The organism is Lacrimispora sinapis, from assembly GCF_043633585.1.
In the GTDB taxonomy this organism is placed as follows: domain Bacteria; phylum Bacillota; class Clostridia; order Lachnospirales; family Lachnospiraceae; genus Lacrimispora; species Lacrimispora sinapis.
In genome coordinates, this window is record NZ_CP141832.1 from 3,251,533 (window position 1) to 3,269,915 (window position 18,383).

An 18,383-nucleotide genomic window follows, 5' to 3' on the forward strand; every position below is an offset into this window, starting at 1 on the left:
CCTCATGGTTTAAATGTTTCACTCTCTGTTTCGATCCTTTGCTTGTTAGCCGCAAGCACAAACGGAATGTAAACCACAAACGCCAGAAGGATACAGATGATCTGGGTGACTGCGGCTCCGATGCTCCCGCCGGAGCAAAGGAACGCCATGAGTCCGGGCGGTGTGGTCCAAGGTGCATTTACTACCATTCTACCTGCAAAACCAAGGTTTGTCATTGCATAGGCAAAGGTGGCTGATACTGCCGGTGCAATCATGAACGGAATGGCCATGATCGGGTTCATAACAATAGGAAGACCAAAGATAAGCGGCTCATTGATATTAAAAAATGCACAGGGAAGAGCCAGCTTTGCAATGGCCTTATAATCCGCTCTCTTTGAAAAGATCATGATGGCAATGATAAGGCCGCCTGTAATGCCTGCTCCGGTCACAGTAGAAAAGCAGGACATAAACGGGGTATTGATGATATTGGGTATGGCGGCACCTGCTGCATAAGCCGTTTCGTTTTCTGCAAAGGCCGCCAGCAGAATGGGCTCGTAAACCGCTTTTGTCACCTGGGTCCCATGCAGACCGAAGGACCATAAAAGTGTGGTAATGAAAATCAGGGTTATGTATCCGGGGAAACTCGTTAAAATATTGGATAACGGCTTCTGGATAAAGGCTGTAATGGCATGAAACAGGGACATTCCTGTAATCATTTCAAACACCATGCCAGCGCCTGAAATGATGATAATGGTGATCAGGGACGGAAACAGGATGGTAAAGGACCTTGCCACGTTAGGAGGTACACTGTCGGGCATACGAATCTCCAGTTTTCCGCTTTTTACCAGCCTGCAGTAGATTTCCGCTGCCGCAAGGGAAGCAAACATGCCCACGAACAATCCCTGTGCATTGGTATACATTCTGGACAGAACGTTGGCCACCACGACCTCACTTCCGTCAGCTGCTTTTCCTGTTTCGGAAAAAGCACAGAGGGAAATATAAGCGCCCAGAGCCACCACCGGCAGGGCCTTATCCGTGATTCCGTAATGTTCCCCCAGCTCCATGGCGATCAGGATCACACAGCCAATGGCAATGAAGTTCATGGTTCCATAGTTTGCCGCTGTAAACATGGGATTCAGTTTTCCCAGAAAGCTCATTCCGGGAACATTGGCAAGGCTGAAGTAGCCTGGCGTGGTGCTGCAGATAACATTTGAAAAAAGGGTGCAGAACGAACCAATGATAATAATAGGCAGCAGGCTCATAAATGCATTTTTAATGGCTGCCAGATGTCTTTGTGTCTGCATGACGCCTGCGGCCGCAAGCAGACCGTTCATTAATTTTTCTTTCATCTTCTCCTCCATCTCCACCGTCTTTTACGGTCATGATTTTAGGGACCTAAGAGTCTTTCTTTAAGCCCTCCCCACTTTTCACGCGCCAATGTAGATGCTCTGCAAAACCCACGGTTTTTATTGTGCATGATTACTGCTTTCCATGGTTTTACAAGCGTTTATTTGTGCGTATTTACATGGTACCATACTTTTTTTCAGAACTCCATGTTGTCTTTTTCCAATTTCATAATGGCATTTTTTTCTTCTCTTATCAAAGAAACAACCACCACGATCAAATTGGAAAAACTGTGCTTTGAGATTATTTTTCAGCTTTGTTATAATCTTTTTATAACCGCTACCCGGATTGTTTGTTTACTGGAGTCCGGTTTTCACTTCAATTTATAAAGAGGAGGGGGATACATGAAACAACAAAGAACATTCCCGGAGGGCTTTCTCTGGGGCGGAGCAACGGCTGCCAACCAGGTGGAGGGCGGCTGGCGGGAGGGAGGAAAAGGGATCTCTGTGTCGGACTGCGCCAAGGCCCGCTTTGATACGGAGGTGACCAATTATAAGACACACAACCAGGTGACATCAAAAGATATAGAAGAAGCGCTTGCCACCGATGATGAAGTCTATTATCCCAAACGCCATGGATCAGACTTTTACCACCATTACAAAGAAGATATCCGGTTATTTTCGGAAATGGGCTTTAAGGTCTACCGGATGTCCATTGCCTGGTCCCGGATCTTTCCCAATGCCGACGATGCCGAACCAAACGAGGAAGGGCTGAAATTCTATGACCAGGTGTTTGATGAGCTTCATAAATACGGCATTGAACCTCTGGTGACCATGTCCCATTATGAACCTCCCATCAATCTGGTCCTAAGTTACAAGGGCTGGTATTCCAGAGAGGCCATCGGCTTCTTCACCCGGTTTGCAGAGACCATCTGCACCCGCTATAAGGATAAGGTGAAATACTGGCTTACCTTCAATGAAGTGGACTCCATGATCCGCCATCCTTATACCACCGGTGCCCTGGTGGAGGACCGTTTTCCCGGACAGAATTTTGAGGAAGTGATCTTTCAGGCCATGCATCATCAGTTTGTCGCCTCCGCCCTTGCAACCAAAATCTGCCACGAGATCATTCCAGACTCTATGGTTGGCTGTATGCTGACTAAGCTGACCTATTATCCTTATACCTGCAAGCCGGAGGATGTACTGGAGGCTCAGCAGACCATGCGCAGCACCTACTGTTACAGCGATACCCAGGTCTTCGGAGAATATCCGGCCTATTTGCTTTCCCGTTTTAAGAACAATGGAATCCATATCAAAATGGAGGAAGGGGATGAAGCTGTCATGAAGGCCCATCCCGTTGATTTCGTGTCCTTCTCCTACTATCACTCCTCCTGCGCCGCCAGGGACACCTCTCATTTGAATGTGACGGCAGGCAACACCATCCATGCGATTAAAAATCCTTATCTTAAGTCTTCCGACTGGGGCTGGCAAATCGACCCCACCGGTCTGCGGATCTCCATGGTGGATCTTTATGACCGCTACCGCAAACCGTTGTTTATTGTGGAAAACGGTCTGGGTGCCGAGGATATATTAAAGGAGGACGGCTCCATTGACGATTCGTACCGCATCGCCTATTTAAGGGAACATTTGAAGGCAGTGGCAGACGCCATTGCAGAGGATGGGGTTGTGTGTCTTGGGTATACGTCCTGGGGCTGTATCGACCTTGTTTCCGAATCCACCAAGCAGATGTCCAAGCGCTATGGCTTTATCTACGTGGACTGCGACGATTACGGAAAAGGGACGTATCAACGGTTTAAGAAAAAATCCTTTGACTGGTATAAAAAAGTGATCGAGACCAATGGTTCCAGTCTTTATACAGAAGAATAACGGCGGAAAAACAGAGGATGCACCAACGATGGCTGGGCACCCTCTGTTTTTCATTTCACAGCACCTTTGGAAGCTGTGCTTCGATATCACTCATGGCTTCGATAAACGCATCATAATCCTGTTTCTTTACCAGATCCTGTATCTGCCTCTGATTTAAGAGAAAAGCGGCGGTCATCTGGTAAAAACGCTGCAGCTCTGCGCTGGTATGATCCTTATTGGCAATGGAGACCAGAAAAACGGCCCGCACCTTCTGGCCGCCCCAGTCCACCGGTTCATCAAGAATCCCAACACAGACAAAGGTCTCCTTGCTGATGGCCTTATATACATGAGGCATTGCCACCATGTTGCCAAAGGCGGTCATTGCCAGGGATTCCCGTTTCAGCACAGAAGCATAAAATTCCTCCGGCAGTTTCTTTTTCTCCATAACAAACCGGCACATGCAGCGCAGGACCTCCTCCTTGGTCTGCAGCTTCAAATGAGGCAGAAACAGATCCCGTTCATAATAATTCCGAACGGAAGCGCCTTTGTGGAAAGCGAGCGCCTTTTTTACATTGATGATGTCTTTGTCATCCAGAAAATACTGGACCTCCAATATGGGAAGGGGAACAGGAATGGTAATAGGAACGGTGGTAAAGATATAATCATAGTTTGAAAAATCTACTTTATAAAGGCTTCCCACGTCACAGGCTGTGATAGTTTCAATATAATCATGAAAGAAATTCTGGTATTTATACTGAAGAAGCTTTGCACTTCCCCGTCCGGAGGAACAGACCAGAAGTATATTTTTCTTCTGGATTTCTGTTTTCTTCCGTTCCAGGGCCAGAGCAAAAGCAAAGGCAAAATATGCGATTTCATCTTCCGATAAAAGGACATGAAAATGTTCGTTTATGACCGTGACCGCATTGCAGGCCATAGTATAGGAAAGGCAGAACTTTTCCTTTACATCCCTAAGAAGAGGATTTTTTAAGTTCATATCATATTTGATGCGGACGCTTAACGGCACCAAATGCTGGCACAAAAGCATACGCAGCTCCAAATCACTGCGGAAATCAAATTTAAACAGATCATACACCCGGTCCAGCATGACGGTCACAAGATCATTGATTTCCTGGGTAATGATTATGTTCTGGTCCGATTCGTCGGCATGATAAATCATCTTTTTCCCAGCCAGATGTATGGCTATGTACACGATCTCGGTTTCCGGAAAGGTGATGTGAAAGGCGGACTCCAGCCGCCCGACGATCTCTTTTGCGATCTGATATTCCAGCCTTCCGCTTAAATCTTCCATCGGTTCCTCCGGCATGGGCACATAATGGCATTCCATGATCCGGCTGATGGCGATGTATAAATGGACCACAAGATTCTGATAGGCCGCTCCGGTAATGAAAAAATCATTGCTTTTTAACACTTCAAAAACACATACCGCGATCTCATCCATACTTTGATTGCCCTTGTGCAGCCGTTTGCCGGAAAAGGATGCAATGCACAATCTGGCATCAAACTCTCTGCCCTCCAGCCGTATCCCATAATTGGGTTTCCGTATGATTTTAATATTAAATTTATTTAAGTAATTTTCCACCTCTTTTAAATCTGCGGTTAAAGTCCTCTTTGAGATATACAGGCTGTCACTTAACTCGTCAAGCTTTACATAGGAAGTGCTGTTAAATAAATATTCCAGCAAATACTGGATCCGTTCCTCTGACGTTTCCGGCAGGTACTCATTGGTACTATTGGTGTATAATTTACGCTTAAAAGCATCAAATGCTTCCTGATCCGATACATTTAAATAATACCCAACTCCATACTTTGAAAGAATCAACGCCCCATACGGCTCAATCTCCTGATTCATTTCTTTTAACAGGTTTCGGATCGTCTTCGTACCGACATGCATCTGTTCTGCAAGATTTTCTGCCGTATAATATACTCCATCTGACAATATATTGAGGATCTGCTTCATCCGTCTGTCCATATATACTCACTCCTATCTACCCATGCCAGTCTTATTTAATATATGGTATCACTTATCCGAATTCATAATTTCCAATATACGCAAATCGTTCTGGTCAAATTTTTGTTTGTTATATACTTTTTTTCTTTCTTATTTTAATATTTTTTATGCATATTTACATGATACCACAGTCCAATTGTGAACTAAATGAATCTTTTTTCCATTTTTAATGTGGTAATTTCTTCTTGCCTGGCAAAGGCTTTGAACCACAAAACAAGCAGATAAAAAGCAGAGTGTTTGGATGGATGTTTCCGTAAAGACAAAAATCAGATAGACGCACCGTAAACAAAGAGGTTCCTGCGGGTCAAACAGAAGACATTGGAAAATTTGGAGGGAAGAAACCGAACCAGTTCTCCCTCATCAAGCGGGAGAACTGGCAGAAATGCTTAAATATAGGCAGAAAAAAGAATATTCCAAATAAGCTGGATTAGAACTGTTCTTTGCGGACAGAGGACAGATTTATATCCTCCTCCGTATAAGGTGCTTTTTCTTCGGCCTTCCGGCCCAGAGCCAGAATGTTCAATACTCCATAGTATTCCGGAATATGAAGTACCTTCCGGACCTCTGCTTCAGAATCAGCCGAATCACTCCGGCGGTTCCGGATCTGGATCCAAACGGAGCCTAAGGAAAGGCTTTCTGCCGCCAGCATCATCATGGCTGCCGCAATGGATGCATCTTCCACCCACACATCACTTTTGCGGGTATCTGCGATCACCGCAATGGCACAGGGCGCAGTATCTAATGCCACAGTTCCCATATTTTTGCAGTTCTTTAAGGCTTTAATGGTCTCACGGTTCTCTACGAGAATCAGTTCCACCGGTCTTTTATTTTTAGAGGAGGGGGCCAGAAGGCCGGCTTTTAAAATTTTCTCCACCTCTTCTCCGGTAAGTTTTTCTTCTGTAAATTTACGGATGGATCTTCTGCATTTCATCACTTCTAACATTTCGTTGGACATTTCCATTTTCATTCTCCTTTTCATTTTCTGTTATTTTCACTTTGTGTGAACGCATTTTTAAACTTCTTGTTTCAGTTTCATTCTTACCGGATCATGGCATTTCTGCCTGCTCCCAGTGTCAGTATCCTCACGGACCGTGTTGCCTATGCCGATTCTGCCAATCAGTTTTTAAATATGGGAGATCCCAGCAACATTGGTGATCAGACCCGGTTCGTCATCTCCAATATGACTCAAATCCTTGACCACAAGGGCAATGCCATCCCCCTTTCCTCCCTTCGCCCCGGTCAAATGGTTCGTGTGGAATACGGAGATTTTCAGAGCCCCATGATCCCGCCGCAAACTCCGGCGTATCTCATTCAATTACTGAGTGATTAAATTTCCTGTGAGATCAAAAAGACTTACCGGCACAGCACTGACGGTAAGTCTTTTAAAAAACAGCGTTATCCTTTATTCCACATCAAAGCCTCTTCCGATGATGCTGTTGCTTCTGCTGGCACAGATGAAGCTGTCGTCATGAAAAGATTTTACATAATCTCTTATGGCGATCAGCTCCTGCTGGTTCACCACAGACTGAATGAGCATTTTTTTCTTCACATTGGAGGTGTCCATTCCCTGAATGAAGGTGGCTCCCCGGTTCAATTCTTTCTGAATGAACTGGGTGATCTCCAGATACTGGTCTGACATGATGCTCACATTATAATATTTTTCAAATCCTATGATCAGCTTATCCGTCACGGCACTCTGAATAAATGTGCAGATCAGGGAATAAATGATCATCGTAACGTTACCGTATATGATGGAGGAACCAATGACAACGGAATTAATGACCATATAATAGGTACCCACAGAAATACCTTTTTTCTCCTTTAGATACAAGGCAACAATGGATTCCGGTCCGTTGGCTACCCTCTGCTTCATAATGATACCGCCGGCGATTCCTCCCACGACTCCCCCGCTGACTGCTGCTGCAATAGGGTCCGTTTCAAGCATCGGCAAATACCGGTTGACAAGCCCCACATAAAAAGTAAACATAAAATAACTGAATCCTGCATAAAAAATCTGCTTTTTATTATAGCTGAAAAACGACCAGATAAAAATCGGCAAAGCCATAATCACCAGCAGCAGCTGGACATCTGCCCCCGTGAGCTGATTGATGACCGCCGCAAGACCCCCCAGTCCTGTCGCGACCAAATGATTGGCATTTAATATCTGGCAATAAGCACATGCAGAAATAAACTGCCCCACTGCGATCCAAAATAGCTTCTTCTTCATTGCTGCTCTCCTCATATAGTACCTATATTCTGTTTTTGTCTCCTGTACCTTCTACCTATACATCGCCATAATTATATAGATTTCGTACCACTTACGCAACAACATCTATTTCGTATTTTTTTAACTATTTTCTATTTATATGAGAAAAGCAGCTTACATTTTCGGAACAATTCATATATTGTTTTTAAATATATGCAAAAACGCATGGATTCTTCGTTATAAAAACCAAAAATCCGAGACGTATACCCTTTTAAATTTGTGAATATTGTCAATCCATCAACATTCTACAAAATCCCCTCGTTTTTCCACGATCTCATAGCCGATGGAGGAGACCCTTTTCCTCAGGCAGGCATTACATTCTGCGGCTTCTTCTCCTGTACAAATCTTATTATCATAAAGCTCATACTTTTTGCGCACTCCGATAGGGGAAAGATTGGGCATCAGCACATTAGAACCGGATAAAATTCCTTTTTCCCTTCCCTTAGGGTCCAGAGTCCCAAGAGCTGTGGTGGAGGGGAGAAGGGCATTGGGGAGCATAAGCCTTAAAATTCCGATGAGAAATAAGGTCAAATCAACACTTCCCGCCGGAAATTCTCCAAACGGCGTGTCCTTATGAGGAATAAACGGTCCGATCCCCACCATATGAGGAGACAGTTCTCTGATAAATGCCAGATCCTCGGCAAGGCACTGGGCGGTCTGATAAGGGGAACCTACCATAAATCCTGTCCCAACCTGATAACCGATCTTTTTTAAATTTCTCAAACATTCTTTCCGGTTTTCCAAAGACAGGGAAGAAGGATGAAGTTTGGAGTAATGAAGCTCATCTGCGGTCTCATGGCGGAGAAGGAAGCGGTTTGCTCCGGCTTCAAAATATTTCAAGTACTGGTCATAGGTCTTTTCTCCGATGGAAAGGGTGATGGCACAATCCGGATACCCCTTGCGAATGGACGCAATAATGTCTGTCATGATCTCATCGGTATAATAGGGGTCTTCTCCTCCCTGCAGTACAAAGGTACGGAATCCCAGCCCATATCCGCTTTCACAGCAGGAAAGAATCTCCTCCTTACTCAGACGGTACCGGTCCGCATGCTGGTTCCCTCTTCTGATTCCGCAGTAAAAGCAGTCATTCTTACAGTAATTGGTAAATTCAATCAGACCCCTGATATAAACTTCCTTTTCAAAATATTTTTCACTATAGGTTCTTGCCAGGGAAAATAAATAATCGCTTGTCTCCTGGTCGTAATGTTCTAACAGATCAATGAATTCATCCTTAGATAGGTTATGTGTCTGATACAGTTTATCAATTATGTGTTTCATATTCTAGCTCCTTGTCATAGAAGAATGGTATGTTTATACTACCATTTTATAGGCCGTAGGGAAAGAGATATTTTGCTTTTACTTTAATTGGTAATTGTGGAACGGTCTTCCATACTACTCATCCAAATACCTTTTTAATTCGGCTACCAGAATATGCATGGTTGTACCCGGATCATATTCGGATGGCTTCATATTATTAAAATCAAATTCTCCCATTCTTCTCTTGGCATTTTTTATGGCAGTATTCACACCATCATAGGTATCCAACATACGATATATGTCTGAATAGTTTTTTTTATATTGACCATTCCCTAAGTGATAATGTTTAAATATTTCATCTAATTTTTCACACCATTGATCTCGATGCAATGCAACATCACTATAATGGAAATGAAGATAAGCCCAATATTCAAAGGATTGGTTACTCCATGCAATTTTATATTCCTTTTTCAAGCCTTCAAAAATGGCCTGGTCAAAGTCCTCAAAATCATCTTTATCAAACACTACCCAAACGTTCTGATAAATTATTTTTGCTCTACTTACCAACTCATCCGCTTTTTCAATCAGTTTGCAGGTTGAACAGCCTTCGCCGCTTATGTCTATGATTGGGATTTCAACGACATCAACATTTCCGCCCATCTTATCTTCAATCAGTTGTATAATACCACGTAGATACAACGGTTCCGTTTTTTCTCCTTCTGTTACAATAAGGTATGAATTAGCCTTGGGCTGCTTATATCCATATTCACGTTTTTTTCTTTCTTTTCTTCTTTTTTTAAATAAATCATCACTTCCCACTTATTCACCTGCCCCCATTTCAAAATCTTTAATAAGCGGAATTCCCCCATATACACCAGCTAAATAATCTTTTTCAAAAGACGAATCTGATCTTACCTTAAAGTCTGATAAAGCCAGCAACTTAGAATGACCAATCTCATCTTTTTGTACAAACCAAATCTGATCCCGCCTAAAAAATTTTTTATCAAGCAAAGTTGTATCATGAGTCGTATAAATCAATTGGGCTTTGGACATTTGATCATAGAATAGGTCAACAATAAACTTTAATAAAAGTGGGTGCAATTTAACATTTAATTCGTCAATGAACATACTTTTATTGGTAAGAATTGTAACCCTTGCATAAATATAAACAATTATACTTTTGATCGTTCCCTCTGATTCACTTAACAGATTAATATTATAAATATTTCCTGCGCCATCGTAATGGGTGGTCAAAAACCTGACATCTTTTTCACTTTGTTCATAATAGATATCTTTAATTCCAGTATCTATTGCATTTAAAAACTTCAGCAAGTTTTCTTTATCATTATCAATCACATCAGGTAAAACTTTTTTTAATACATTTATATTTTCAAATAAGTCGGTATCCGCAACTAAAATGCTCATGATTTTAGAAAATACACCATTGAATATCTCTGTTTGTAATTTTAATTTATTAAAAAATGTAAGAACTAATGTTTCAGAAGGAATTTGTTCTTTGTACATGTCACATTCTTTTTTAACAGCCGGCCCAAATTTTAAACTATCATTATCCCGTTCAAAAATAATCGTATTTCTGTTTGTAGCAATATTTTTCCTATACAACCACTCACTTACTATACGTTCCTGATTATATTCATAACCATATTTATATTCATAATCACCAATAATTTGAATAATCTCAAATTCGGTGTTTTCTTTTTTCTTATCAAACTCAAAAGGAATATAATACTTTGAGATTGCCTGATCCTTCGTATCATCTGCATTATTCAAAGATTCCTTAATTATTTTTTGAAAATATCGGATTGCTAAATATAGATTTGATTTACCGCTCGCATTTGCACCATATATTGCAGCAACCCTAAGGAATTTCTCTTTTGTTCCAATATCAATCAAATTATTTGGATGTTCTTTGTATGCATTAATTGCAGTCATATCCAATGTTGTTTCTTCTTTAAAAGACAGAAAGTTTTTTAGTGTGAATTGTACGAACATATGACACCTCCTTTATATTATATAATATACCCTTTTTTATAAAACTATGTCAACGTTTTCGTGAATTTATCTCATTTTTTTATATGTAATATATATTATTTTAATTTTAGTTTCTATATTTGTTTTCCGAGATCCTTATCTTTCTGGATAAAACGTTTGATATACCAACATTTTTAATCCGCACCACTTTTACCCTTTTATTTATCATCTAAAATGAGGCACCTCCATTATAAGGCACCTCATAGGTCATTCATATGCATCTTTTCCTTCTCTTTTTCTCATCAGTGAACGGTTCCAAACATATTTAAAAGAACACACCCAACGATGATCAGAACAATCCCAATCACTCCAGCAAGAGAGACTCCCTGCTTAAATAAAACTGCGGAAATGACCGTAGTCGCTACGATCCCGATTCCGGACCATGTGGCATATGCCACTCCCAAATTGATTTTATCAAGTGCTTTTGATAATAAATAAAAACATAAAATATAAGCCAGGATACAGCTTACCGTCGGCACCAGGCGTTTAAAACCGTCGGAATACTTTAATAAGGTGGTTGCCACCAGCTCCAGTGCAATGGCGGTTCCTAAAAATAAATAATGCATACAATTTCTCCTTTTGCCGTTCTCTAAAGTTGTATCTTCATTCCGTCATAGGCAAACTCTATGCCATCACGGAGGCAGCTTTAACCGATGTGGTATTCTTCCATCAATTCCACTGCTGACTTGGCGATCTGGGCCGTCATGCCCCAAATCGTAATATTGCCGTACTGGTAAAATAAGATCTCATGGTTCCCCTTGATCCACGGATATTCCTCCCCGCCTGGAATCCATTCATAAGGGAAGTTTTCCGGCGGTTCCTGGACCAGCCGGAGGATATAGGTCTTAGGCGGATTGGTTTTGAAAAATTCCAGAGGAACCTTGATGATGGCTTCCACCTCATCGGTACTGAAGGTATCTTGATACTCCTTTATGGTTCCGATAAACGAATGGATCATCAGCTGAAACGGGGACAGATAAATGTCTCCCGGTCCTATGACTTTGATCTGATCGGAAAGTACCTTGAGTTCTTCCACGGTCTCCCGGACCGCACAGGCCTTCAGTGTTTCTCCTGATTCCAGCTTTCCTCCGGGAAAACAGATTTCCCCTGGCTGATGCCTTAATTGGGGAGACCTCTTTTCAAACAGAAGATGCGCCGTTCCATCAATGTCGATGACAGGAACCAAAACCGCATACTTGCGGAATGATTCTTCTCCTATGATTCCTGGTCTTCTTCCGGATAATCGTTTCTTTTTCAGAGTAACAGCCTCCTTTTGTTTTATTCTGTTCCTATAAATTTTACCGCACATCAAACCGATTCTCAACGGGTTTGGGCAGAAATTACTGGTATTTGTATTTTTATTACATACTGGTTGGAATCCACAGCCGCCAGATGGCTTAACATATCGTCCTCGTAAGAATCTCCGTCAATGACCATTTTATGTTCTTCGATAAATGCCTTGAGCTGGTCATAAGACTTATGTAAATCCGTATACGGCCCTTTATGGATCACAACGGCGTAGGTTCCTGCCTTCTTGATGCGCAGGCGTTCACTGTCAATATAGGTGCGGATCTTACTGCTGTAATAAGCCACCTTCTGGTACTGCCCCGCCAGAATATCTTTCTTTTCTATGATGGCCCCCAGCAAAAGCTCACTTTCGCCGCTTAATTCATCACAATATTCAAAATGCTCCCGAAGCTTTTCCAGTTCTTCCTTTCCGGAGGTATAACCGGTCATTTTTACCACAATATAATACTCTTCCCTGCTTTCCTCGATAAACGGCACCCCATAGACCGAGTTTAAAGCTTCCTCTGTGGTATCAATGGCTGCAAGTATTTTATTTCTCATTAAAACCGTCTTCTTTATCTCCGCTTCCAGCTGCTTTTCCTTCTGCTTCAGGATCGAAAGAAAGTGATTCGGGTTATAATCTCCAATGTAATCCTTGATTTCACTCAAAGACGACCCGGCCTGCTTTAACATATAAATCATGTCATGGAGATAGAATTGCTTATAAGAATAGTAACGGTATCCATTGGGTTTTACAAGTTCCGGTTTCAGAATCCCGATTTCATCGTAATGATATAAGGTATGCTTGGTCACCCCGCACAGCTCCGCAAATTCCTTGGTGGTCAGGTATTGATTGTTTTTTCCGGACATGGATCAGCCGCCTCCTGTTCTGATACTTTTTATTTTTCTGTAGAACCCTTAAAATCCTCTTGACTTTCGGGTTACCCTATCCTTTATAATGACATGGCTGCTGAAATCCGTCAAGAAATATTTCTAAACAGGCGAATCCAGGATTCGCATCCATCAAACGATTTTATACAGGAGGACTATTATGAGAAAATTACTGCATTTCATAAAGCCGCATAAAAATATGCTGGCAGGTGCTGTAATATTTTTATTCTTTAACAATTTTACTGCCATGTTCATCCCCACGCTTACGGCGGAACTCATCAACGTAGGCGTTGCAAACCGCGACATTCCATATATTTACCGTACTTGTATACTTATGCTTACCGTCGCAGTTTTAGGAGGGGTCAGCGCCATCGTTTCCGCGATCATGGCATCAAAAGCAACTGCCGGTTTCTGCAGAGATCTGAGGGAAGCCGTGTTTATCAAAGCCCAGCAGTATTCCCTGACGGATTTTCAGACAATAGGCACCGCTTCCATGATCACCCGCTGTACCAATGACATCAACATTATGCAGAGATCCGGAATGATGTTTTTAAGGATTCTTCTTCCGGCTCCTTTGATGACCATCGTAGGACTTACTCTGGCGTTCCGCACCAACGTGCGTATGGCCTGTTTCTTTATTGCCGTTATCGTATTTTTCAGCATCATGGCTTATCTGATCGGCCGAAAAGCCATTCCTCTGTTCCAGCAGCTTCAAAGAAGAATGGACCGGCTGACTTATGTGCTCCGGGAGGGAATTACCGGCGTCCGCGTAATCCGTGCCTTCAACCGGGAGGAATTTGAGAAAAACCGGTTTGTGGAGTCCTGTCACGATTACCGGGAAATTGCGGTAAAGACGGGAAGAGTATTTGCCATTTTACTTCCTTCCCTGTTCCTTATCCTGGATTTAAGCGTTGCTTCTGTCATATGGTTCGGGGGCATCCAGGTAACCAACGGCTCCATGGAAATCGGCAGCATCTTTGCCTTGATCGAATATTTGACCATTATTTTATTCTGCGGTGTTATGGCCGTTATGGGCTTTATGGAGATTCCACGTGCTTTAAGCAGCGCTGTGCGGATCAATGAGATATTAAACCTGACTCCGGAAATCAGAGATGAGCCAGCATCTGATATTAAAAGCAACACAAGGGGAACCCTGGAATTTCAGGATGTTACCTTTCAGTATGCCAATGCTGAGGAACCGGTTTTAAGCCACATTTCTTTTACGGCAAAGCCAGGGCAGACCACAGCCATCATCGGCGGCACCGGTTCGGGAAAATCCACCATTGCCAACTTAATCCCTCACTTTTACGAGATCCATGAGGGAAAAATCCTGTTAAATGGAATTGATATCAGAAAATATCCCCAGAAGACGTTGAGGGACCGGATCGGATTCGTTCCCCAAAAGGCATTCTTATTCAGAGGGACCATAGAAAGCAACATCCGTTTTGGGAAACAGGATGCTACGATAGACGAGATTCATGCGGCTGCAAAGGTGGCTCAGGCCCATGATTTTATCGAAGGTCTGGAAAATGGGTATCAGTCTTATGTGGCTCAGGCCGGCTCCAATCTATCCGGCGGACAGAAGCAGAGGGTTGCCATTGCCCGGGCGCTTGTGAAAAAGCCGGAGGTTTATGTGTTTGACGACAGCTTTTCCGCCCTTGACTTTAAGACCGATTCCCTGCTCCGGAAAGCATTAAAGGAGGAAGTCAGGGATTCCGCCCTCATCATCGTGGCACAGAGGATCAGCACCATTTTAGATGCAGACCAGATCATCGTCCTTGACGACGGTAAGGTGGCAGGCATTGGGACCCATGGGGAACTGATGAAGAGCTGTCCAATTTACCAGCAGATCGCAGCCACTCAGTTAAGCGAAAAAGAATTACAAGGAAAGGAGGACCATTCACATGAACAAGCGTAAAAAAGGAACCATCCGCAGACTTCTGCCCTATTTTAGAGGAATGGAATTAAAGATGGCATTTATCATAACTGCTTCCATACTAAGCTCTGCTTTCTTTATTGCCAGCCCCTTCTTTTTAGGAAAAGCGCTGGACCAGCTGGCGGAAGGAATTCAAACGGCTGTGACCCAGGGAACCCGTTTTCAGGTAAACTGGCAGACCATGGGAAATATTTTTTCCATCCTTCTTTCCCTCTATGTTTTAAGCTTTATCTGCAATTATTTTGCCAGCTATATGATGGCAGCCGTTACGGAAACTGTGACCTTAAATATGCGTAAGTCCCTGATGGAAAAACTGAATCGTCTTCCTCTCCGCTTTTTCGATGGGACGGAGCGGGGAGATATTTTGAGCCGTGCCACCAATGATGTGGAAAAGGTGGCGGATGCTTTAAGAGAAGGCTTTAACCGTCTGATCGGCTGTATCATCTCCATCATCGGTGCAGTAACCATGATGCTTGTCATCAGTCCGGCCCTGACCTTGATCTCCTTCCTTACCCTGGGAACGGCGACCGTCCTGACCATACTGATTTCCAAAAAATCCAGGAATTACTTTTTCAAATACCAGACTTCCCTCGGAGAATTGAATGCCAGCATCGAGGAAGCCTTTACCGGGCAGCTGGTGATCAAAGCGTTTAACCAGGAGGAAAATTCCTTAAAAAAATTCAGGGAAATTAATGACGATTTATATCGGCACAGCAGCGCTTCCCAGATCGCCCAGTTTATCGTGTCTCCCTGTGTACGGATGATCAACAACTTCGGATATATCATGATTGCAGTTTTAAGTGTAATTTCCATCATACAGGGACGGCTTACCATCGGAATCGTTCAGGCTTTTATCCAGTATTCGGATAAGGCTTCCGAACCGGTCATCGAATGCTCCCAAATCATCAGCTCCATGCAGTCCGCCTTTGCCTCTTCCGCAAGATTCTTTCAGATCATGGATGAAATGGATGAGGTTCCGGATCAGGTTCACGGAGAGGTTCTGCCAGAGACCAAAGGAAACGTTCGGTTTGAGCATGTACGGTTCGGTTACAGCGACGATCACATTTTAATGAATGATATCAACATCAACATCAATGCCGGAGAACGGATCGCCATCGTTGGCCCTACGGGAGCGGGAAAAACTACCTTAGTCAATCTTCTGATGCGCTTTTATGAAATACAGGGCGGGTCCATCAAGATCGACGGCATAGATATTAAATCCATGTCCCGGGCGGAGCTCCGAAGCAAATTTGCCATGGTGCTGCAGGATACCTGGCTTTTTGGAGGGACCATAAAGGACAACATTGCATACAGCAACTTCCATGCAAAGGATGAGGAGATCATAGAAGCCGCAAAATCTGCGAGAGTGGACCACTTTATCCGCACTCTGCCCCAAGGTTACCAGACCATTCTGGACGAAGACGGTTCTAACATATCTCAGGGACAGAAGCAGCTTCTGACCATTGCCCGAGCCATTCTGGCTGATCCTGCCATCTTGATCCTTGATGAAGCCACTTCCAGCGTGGACACCCGGACCGAAGCCGAGATCCAAAAGGCCATGAACAACTTAATGAAGGGGCGGACCAGTTTTATCATCGCCCATAAATTATCTACCATAAAGGATGCGGACCTGATCCTTGTGATGGATCACGGTACCATCATCGAACAGGGGACCCATGAACAGCTTCTGGAAGAAAAAGGATTTTACGAAAAGCTTTACAACAGCCAGTTTGCTGATGGGGCTTCTTCGACATAGGTACAATCAATATGCTGTAAAAAGAGTAACTGCCTGCGGGTCGCACACCTGCGGGCAGTTACTCTTTTTATATTGGAATGGCCGGTCAGACAGGAAGCGTTTGATATTCAAAAAAATCGAAATCTGCATAATGCTCATGTCTGACGCGGTCTGCACAGGTCAGTCCCACCATTGTACCGGTAAATTCTCCATAATGGCAATACTCATCGGAAAACCGGGTGGTGTCAAAAATTCTTCCGATTCTCTTATATTCCATCCCATCATAGCTCCAGGAAAAATAAGATTCTCTTCCATTGATTTCAAGGCGCAGCCAGACGGGAACGTCCTTTACCGGAATCCTGGTATTTAAAAATTCCGTTTTTTCGCCATTTTCCAGATGGATCACGGATAAAGCACTGTGGTTTAATGTTTCACTGTAATACTTGCGGAGATTGATATAGTTCATGTTATCATAATAAAGAATCAGTCCTGCACTGTGCTGATGCACCAGGGGAACAAATTCCATTTTAGTCGTGATCCTTGCGTGTACAGAGGTAAGCTTTCTGGCAAGAATACTGACTCGATTCAAAGAGGTCCTGGATTCCTGCCCCCGGATTCTTACATACCCTTTTCTTACGTGAACATCCGCAAAGCGCTCCGGCATGATGCGGGGGGCGTAGTATTGTATTCCCAACTGCCCGCTGTCAAAATCATCCCGCTCCGGAAGCTGCGGAAAACGGGTCTTTGGCAGACCACTCTCCTCCGTTTCAAGCCTGGCCAGATTGCCGCCGCCTTTCATGCGCAGCCAGCCCTCCTTTGTCCACTCCATCTTCTGGATGGAAGTTTCCCGGCCTAAGGTACAGCGAAGCTCGGGCACAAAGGGTCTGGCGCATAAGTGCACCAGATAAGCCTCTCCTGTCTGGGTTTCTATTAAACTCCCGTGACCGGACTTTTGAAGAATCGAATCGGGATTATAGTACTCCGGCTTCAAATGATCGGGATTATGCCGCTCGTTGGAATTGCCTGGTGCCGATGTGACAATGGGGTTTCCCGGGTCCGCTTCATAAGGACCGAAGACCGATTGAGACCTCCCCATGGTCACACAGTGGTTATATCCGGTTCCTCCCTCCGCACACATGAGATAATAATATTTCCCCCGGCGGTACAGATGAGGTGCTTCGATACACCCTCTGTCCGTTCCCCCGTTGTAAATCCGTTTGGGAAATCCCACGATCTTCTTTTCCTGCGGACTATATTCCACCATACAGATCGCCCCGGGCTTTTCATATCCTTCCCGGGTCTCCCATTCCAGAGAAACAATGTATTTTTTTCCGTCATCGTCGTGAAAAATGGAGGCATCGAACCCGGAGGAATGAATGTAGACCGGCTCGCTCCATGGCCCTTTGATATCCTTTGCGGTAATCAGAAAGTTGTCTACGTCAAAATATCTGGCATTCATGGAGTTCATCACACCATAAACCACATAGAACAAATCCTCTTCCTCACACCAGGAAAGACACGGTGCCCAGATTCCCTTGGAAGAGGGGAGTTTTTTTAGATCCACCGCCGTATCATCAGTCAGCACATGGGTGTAAAGTTCCCAATGCTTTAAATCCTTTGAATGATAAACCGGAATTCCGGGAAGCCATTCAAAGCTGGATACTGCCAGATAATAATCTTCCCCCTTTCTGCATATACAGGGATCTGGATTAAAACCGGGCAAAATCGGATTTTTTATCATT

The 18,383-nt window shown here is 43.6% G+C and carries 15 protein-coding genes; 4 read left to right on the plus strand and 11 right to left on the minus strand.

Translation table 11 applies throughout. The features are described 5' to 3' along the window. Positions 1 to 2: 2 nt before the first annotated feature. Positions 3 to 1,328 carry a PTS sugar transporter subunit IIC gene (locus VIG27_RS15290; RefSeq protein WP_394523409.1) on the minus strand — a complete coding sequence of 442 codons (1,326 nt, stop codon included), beginning with the start codon at positions 1,326 to 1,328 and terminating at the stop codon, positions 3 to 5. A gap of 399 nt (positions 1,329 to 1,727) precedes the next feature. On the opposite strand from VIG27_RS15290, the gene VIG27_RS15295 reads away from it, so the two are divergent. Continuing rightward, positions 1,728 to 3,209: a family 1 glycosylhydrolase gene (locus VIG27_RS15295; protein ID WP_394523410.1), complete on the plus strand. Its 1,482-nt coding sequence runs from the start codon at positions 1,728 to 1,730 to the stop codon at positions 3,207 to 3,209. Between the two features lie 55 nt (positions 3,210 to 3,264). On the opposite strand, the gene VIG27_RS15300 is transcribed toward VIG27_RS15295, so the two are convergent. Together VIG27_RS15300 and VIG27_RS15305 are read right to left on the minus strand one after the other, a co-directional pair. Beyond that, positions 3,265 to 5,178, minus strand: coding sequence for a BglG family transcription antiterminator (locus VIG27_RS15300; protein WP_394523412.1), 1,914 nt, complete (start codon positions 5,176 to 5,178; stop codon positions 3,265 to 3,267). 466 nt (positions 5,179 to 5,644) lie between these two features. Next, positions 5,645 to 6,178 carry a nitroreductase family protein gene (locus tag VIG27_RS15305; protein ID WP_394523413.1) on the minus strand — a complete coding sequence of 178 codons (534 nt, stop codon included), beginning with the start codon at positions 6,176 to 6,178 and terminating at the stop codon, positions 5,645 to 5,647. 60 nt (positions 6,179 to 6,238) lie between these two features. Between VIG27_RS15305 and VIG27_RS15310 the strand changes: the two genes are divergently transcribed. After that, entirely contained in the window at positions 6,239 to 6,547 is a 309-nt protein-coding gene (locus VIG27_RS15310) for a hypothetical protein (protein ID WP_394523414.1), read from the plus strand. 72 nt (positions 6,548 to 6,619) lie between these two features. Here VIG27_RS15310 and VIG27_RS15315 read toward each other — a convergent pair whose 3' ends face one another. The 7 genes from VIG27_RS15315 to VIG27_RS15345 all read right to left on the minus strand — a co-directional run bounded on the left by VIG27_RS15315 (position 6,620) and on the right by VIG27_RS15345 (position 12,949). Next, positions 6,620 to 7,444 (minus strand): YitT family protein, encoded by an 825-nt coding sequence (locus tag VIG27_RS15315; protein WP_394523416.1) that lies wholly within the window; start codon positions 7,442 to 7,444, stop codon positions 6,620 to 6,622. 276 nt (positions 7,445 to 7,720) lie between these two features. Beyond that, positions 7,721 to 8,761, minus strand: coding sequence for a [FeFe] hydrogenase H-cluster radical SAM maturase HydE (gene hydE / locus VIG27_RS15320; RefSeq protein WP_394523417.1), 1,041 nt, complete (start codon positions 8,759 to 8,761; stop codon positions 7,721 to 7,723). A gap of 114 nt (positions 8,762 to 8,875) precedes the next feature. Continuing rightward, the gene (locus VIG27_RS15325) at positions 8,876 to 9,559 is read right to left on the minus strand and encodes an RloB family protein (protein WP_394523418.1); all 684 of its coding nucleotides are present in this window, start codon (positions 9,557 to 9,559) and stop codon (positions 8,876 to 8,878) included. Next, complete coding sequence (locus VIG27_RS15330; protein ID WP_394523419.1) at positions 9,560 to 10,753, minus strand: AAA family ATPase; 1,194 nt, start codon at positions 10,751 to 10,753, stop codon at positions 9,560 to 9,562. Between the two features lie 281 nt (positions 10,754 to 11,034). Further along, complete coding sequence (locus VIG27_RS15335; RefSeq protein WP_394523420.1) at positions 11,035 to 11,358, minus strand: DMT family transporter; 324 nt, start codon at positions 11,356 to 11,358, stop codon at positions 11,035 to 11,037. A gap of 80 nt (positions 11,359 to 11,438) precedes the next feature. Next, positions 11,439 to 12,101 carry an NUDIX hydrolase gene (locus tag VIG27_RS15340; RefSeq protein WP_394523422.1) on the minus strand — a complete coding sequence of 221 codons (663 nt, stop codon included), beginning with the start codon at positions 12,099 to 12,101 and terminating at the stop codon, positions 11,439 to 11,441. An 11-nt stretch (positions 12,102 to 12,112) separates the two neighbouring features. Next, positions 12,113 to 12,949, minus strand: a complete 837-nt coding sequence (locus tag VIG27_RS15345; protein ID WP_394523424.1) for a MerR family transcriptional regulator — start codon at positions 12,947 to 12,949, stop codon at positions 12,113 to 12,115. Positions 12,950 to 13,130: 181 nt separating this feature from the next. Here VIG27_RS15345 and VIG27_RS15350 point away from each other — a divergent pair, with 181 nt between their 5' ends. Together VIG27_RS15350 and VIG27_RS15355 are read left to right on the plus strand one after the other, a co-directional pair. Next, the gene (locus VIG27_RS15350; RefSeq protein WP_394523426.1) at positions 13,131 to 14,888 is read left to right on the plus strand and encodes an ABC transporter ATP-binding protein; all 1,758 of its coding nucleotides are present in this window, start codon (positions 13,131 to 13,133) and stop codon (positions 14,886 to 14,888) included. Continuing rightward, positions 14,875 to 16,662: an ABC transporter ATP-binding protein gene (locus VIG27_RS15355; RefSeq protein WP_394523429.1), complete on the plus strand. Its 1,788-nt coding sequence runs from the start codon at positions 14,875 to 14,877 to the stop codon at positions 16,660 to 16,662. Before VIG27_RS15350 ends, VIG27_RS15355 begins: the two co-directional genes overlap by 14 nt. A gap of 85 nt (positions 16,663 to 16,747) precedes the next feature. On the opposite strand, the gene VIG27_RS15360 is transcribed toward VIG27_RS15355, so the two are convergent. Beyond that, the gene (locus VIG27_RS15360; protein WP_394523431.1) at positions 16,748 to 18,382 is read right to left on the minus strand and encodes a glycoside hydrolase family 43 protein; all 1,635 of its coding nucleotides are present in this window, start codon (positions 18,380 to 18,382) and stop codon (positions 16,748 to 16,750) included. Between the last annotated feature and the right edge of the window lies 1 nt (position 18,383).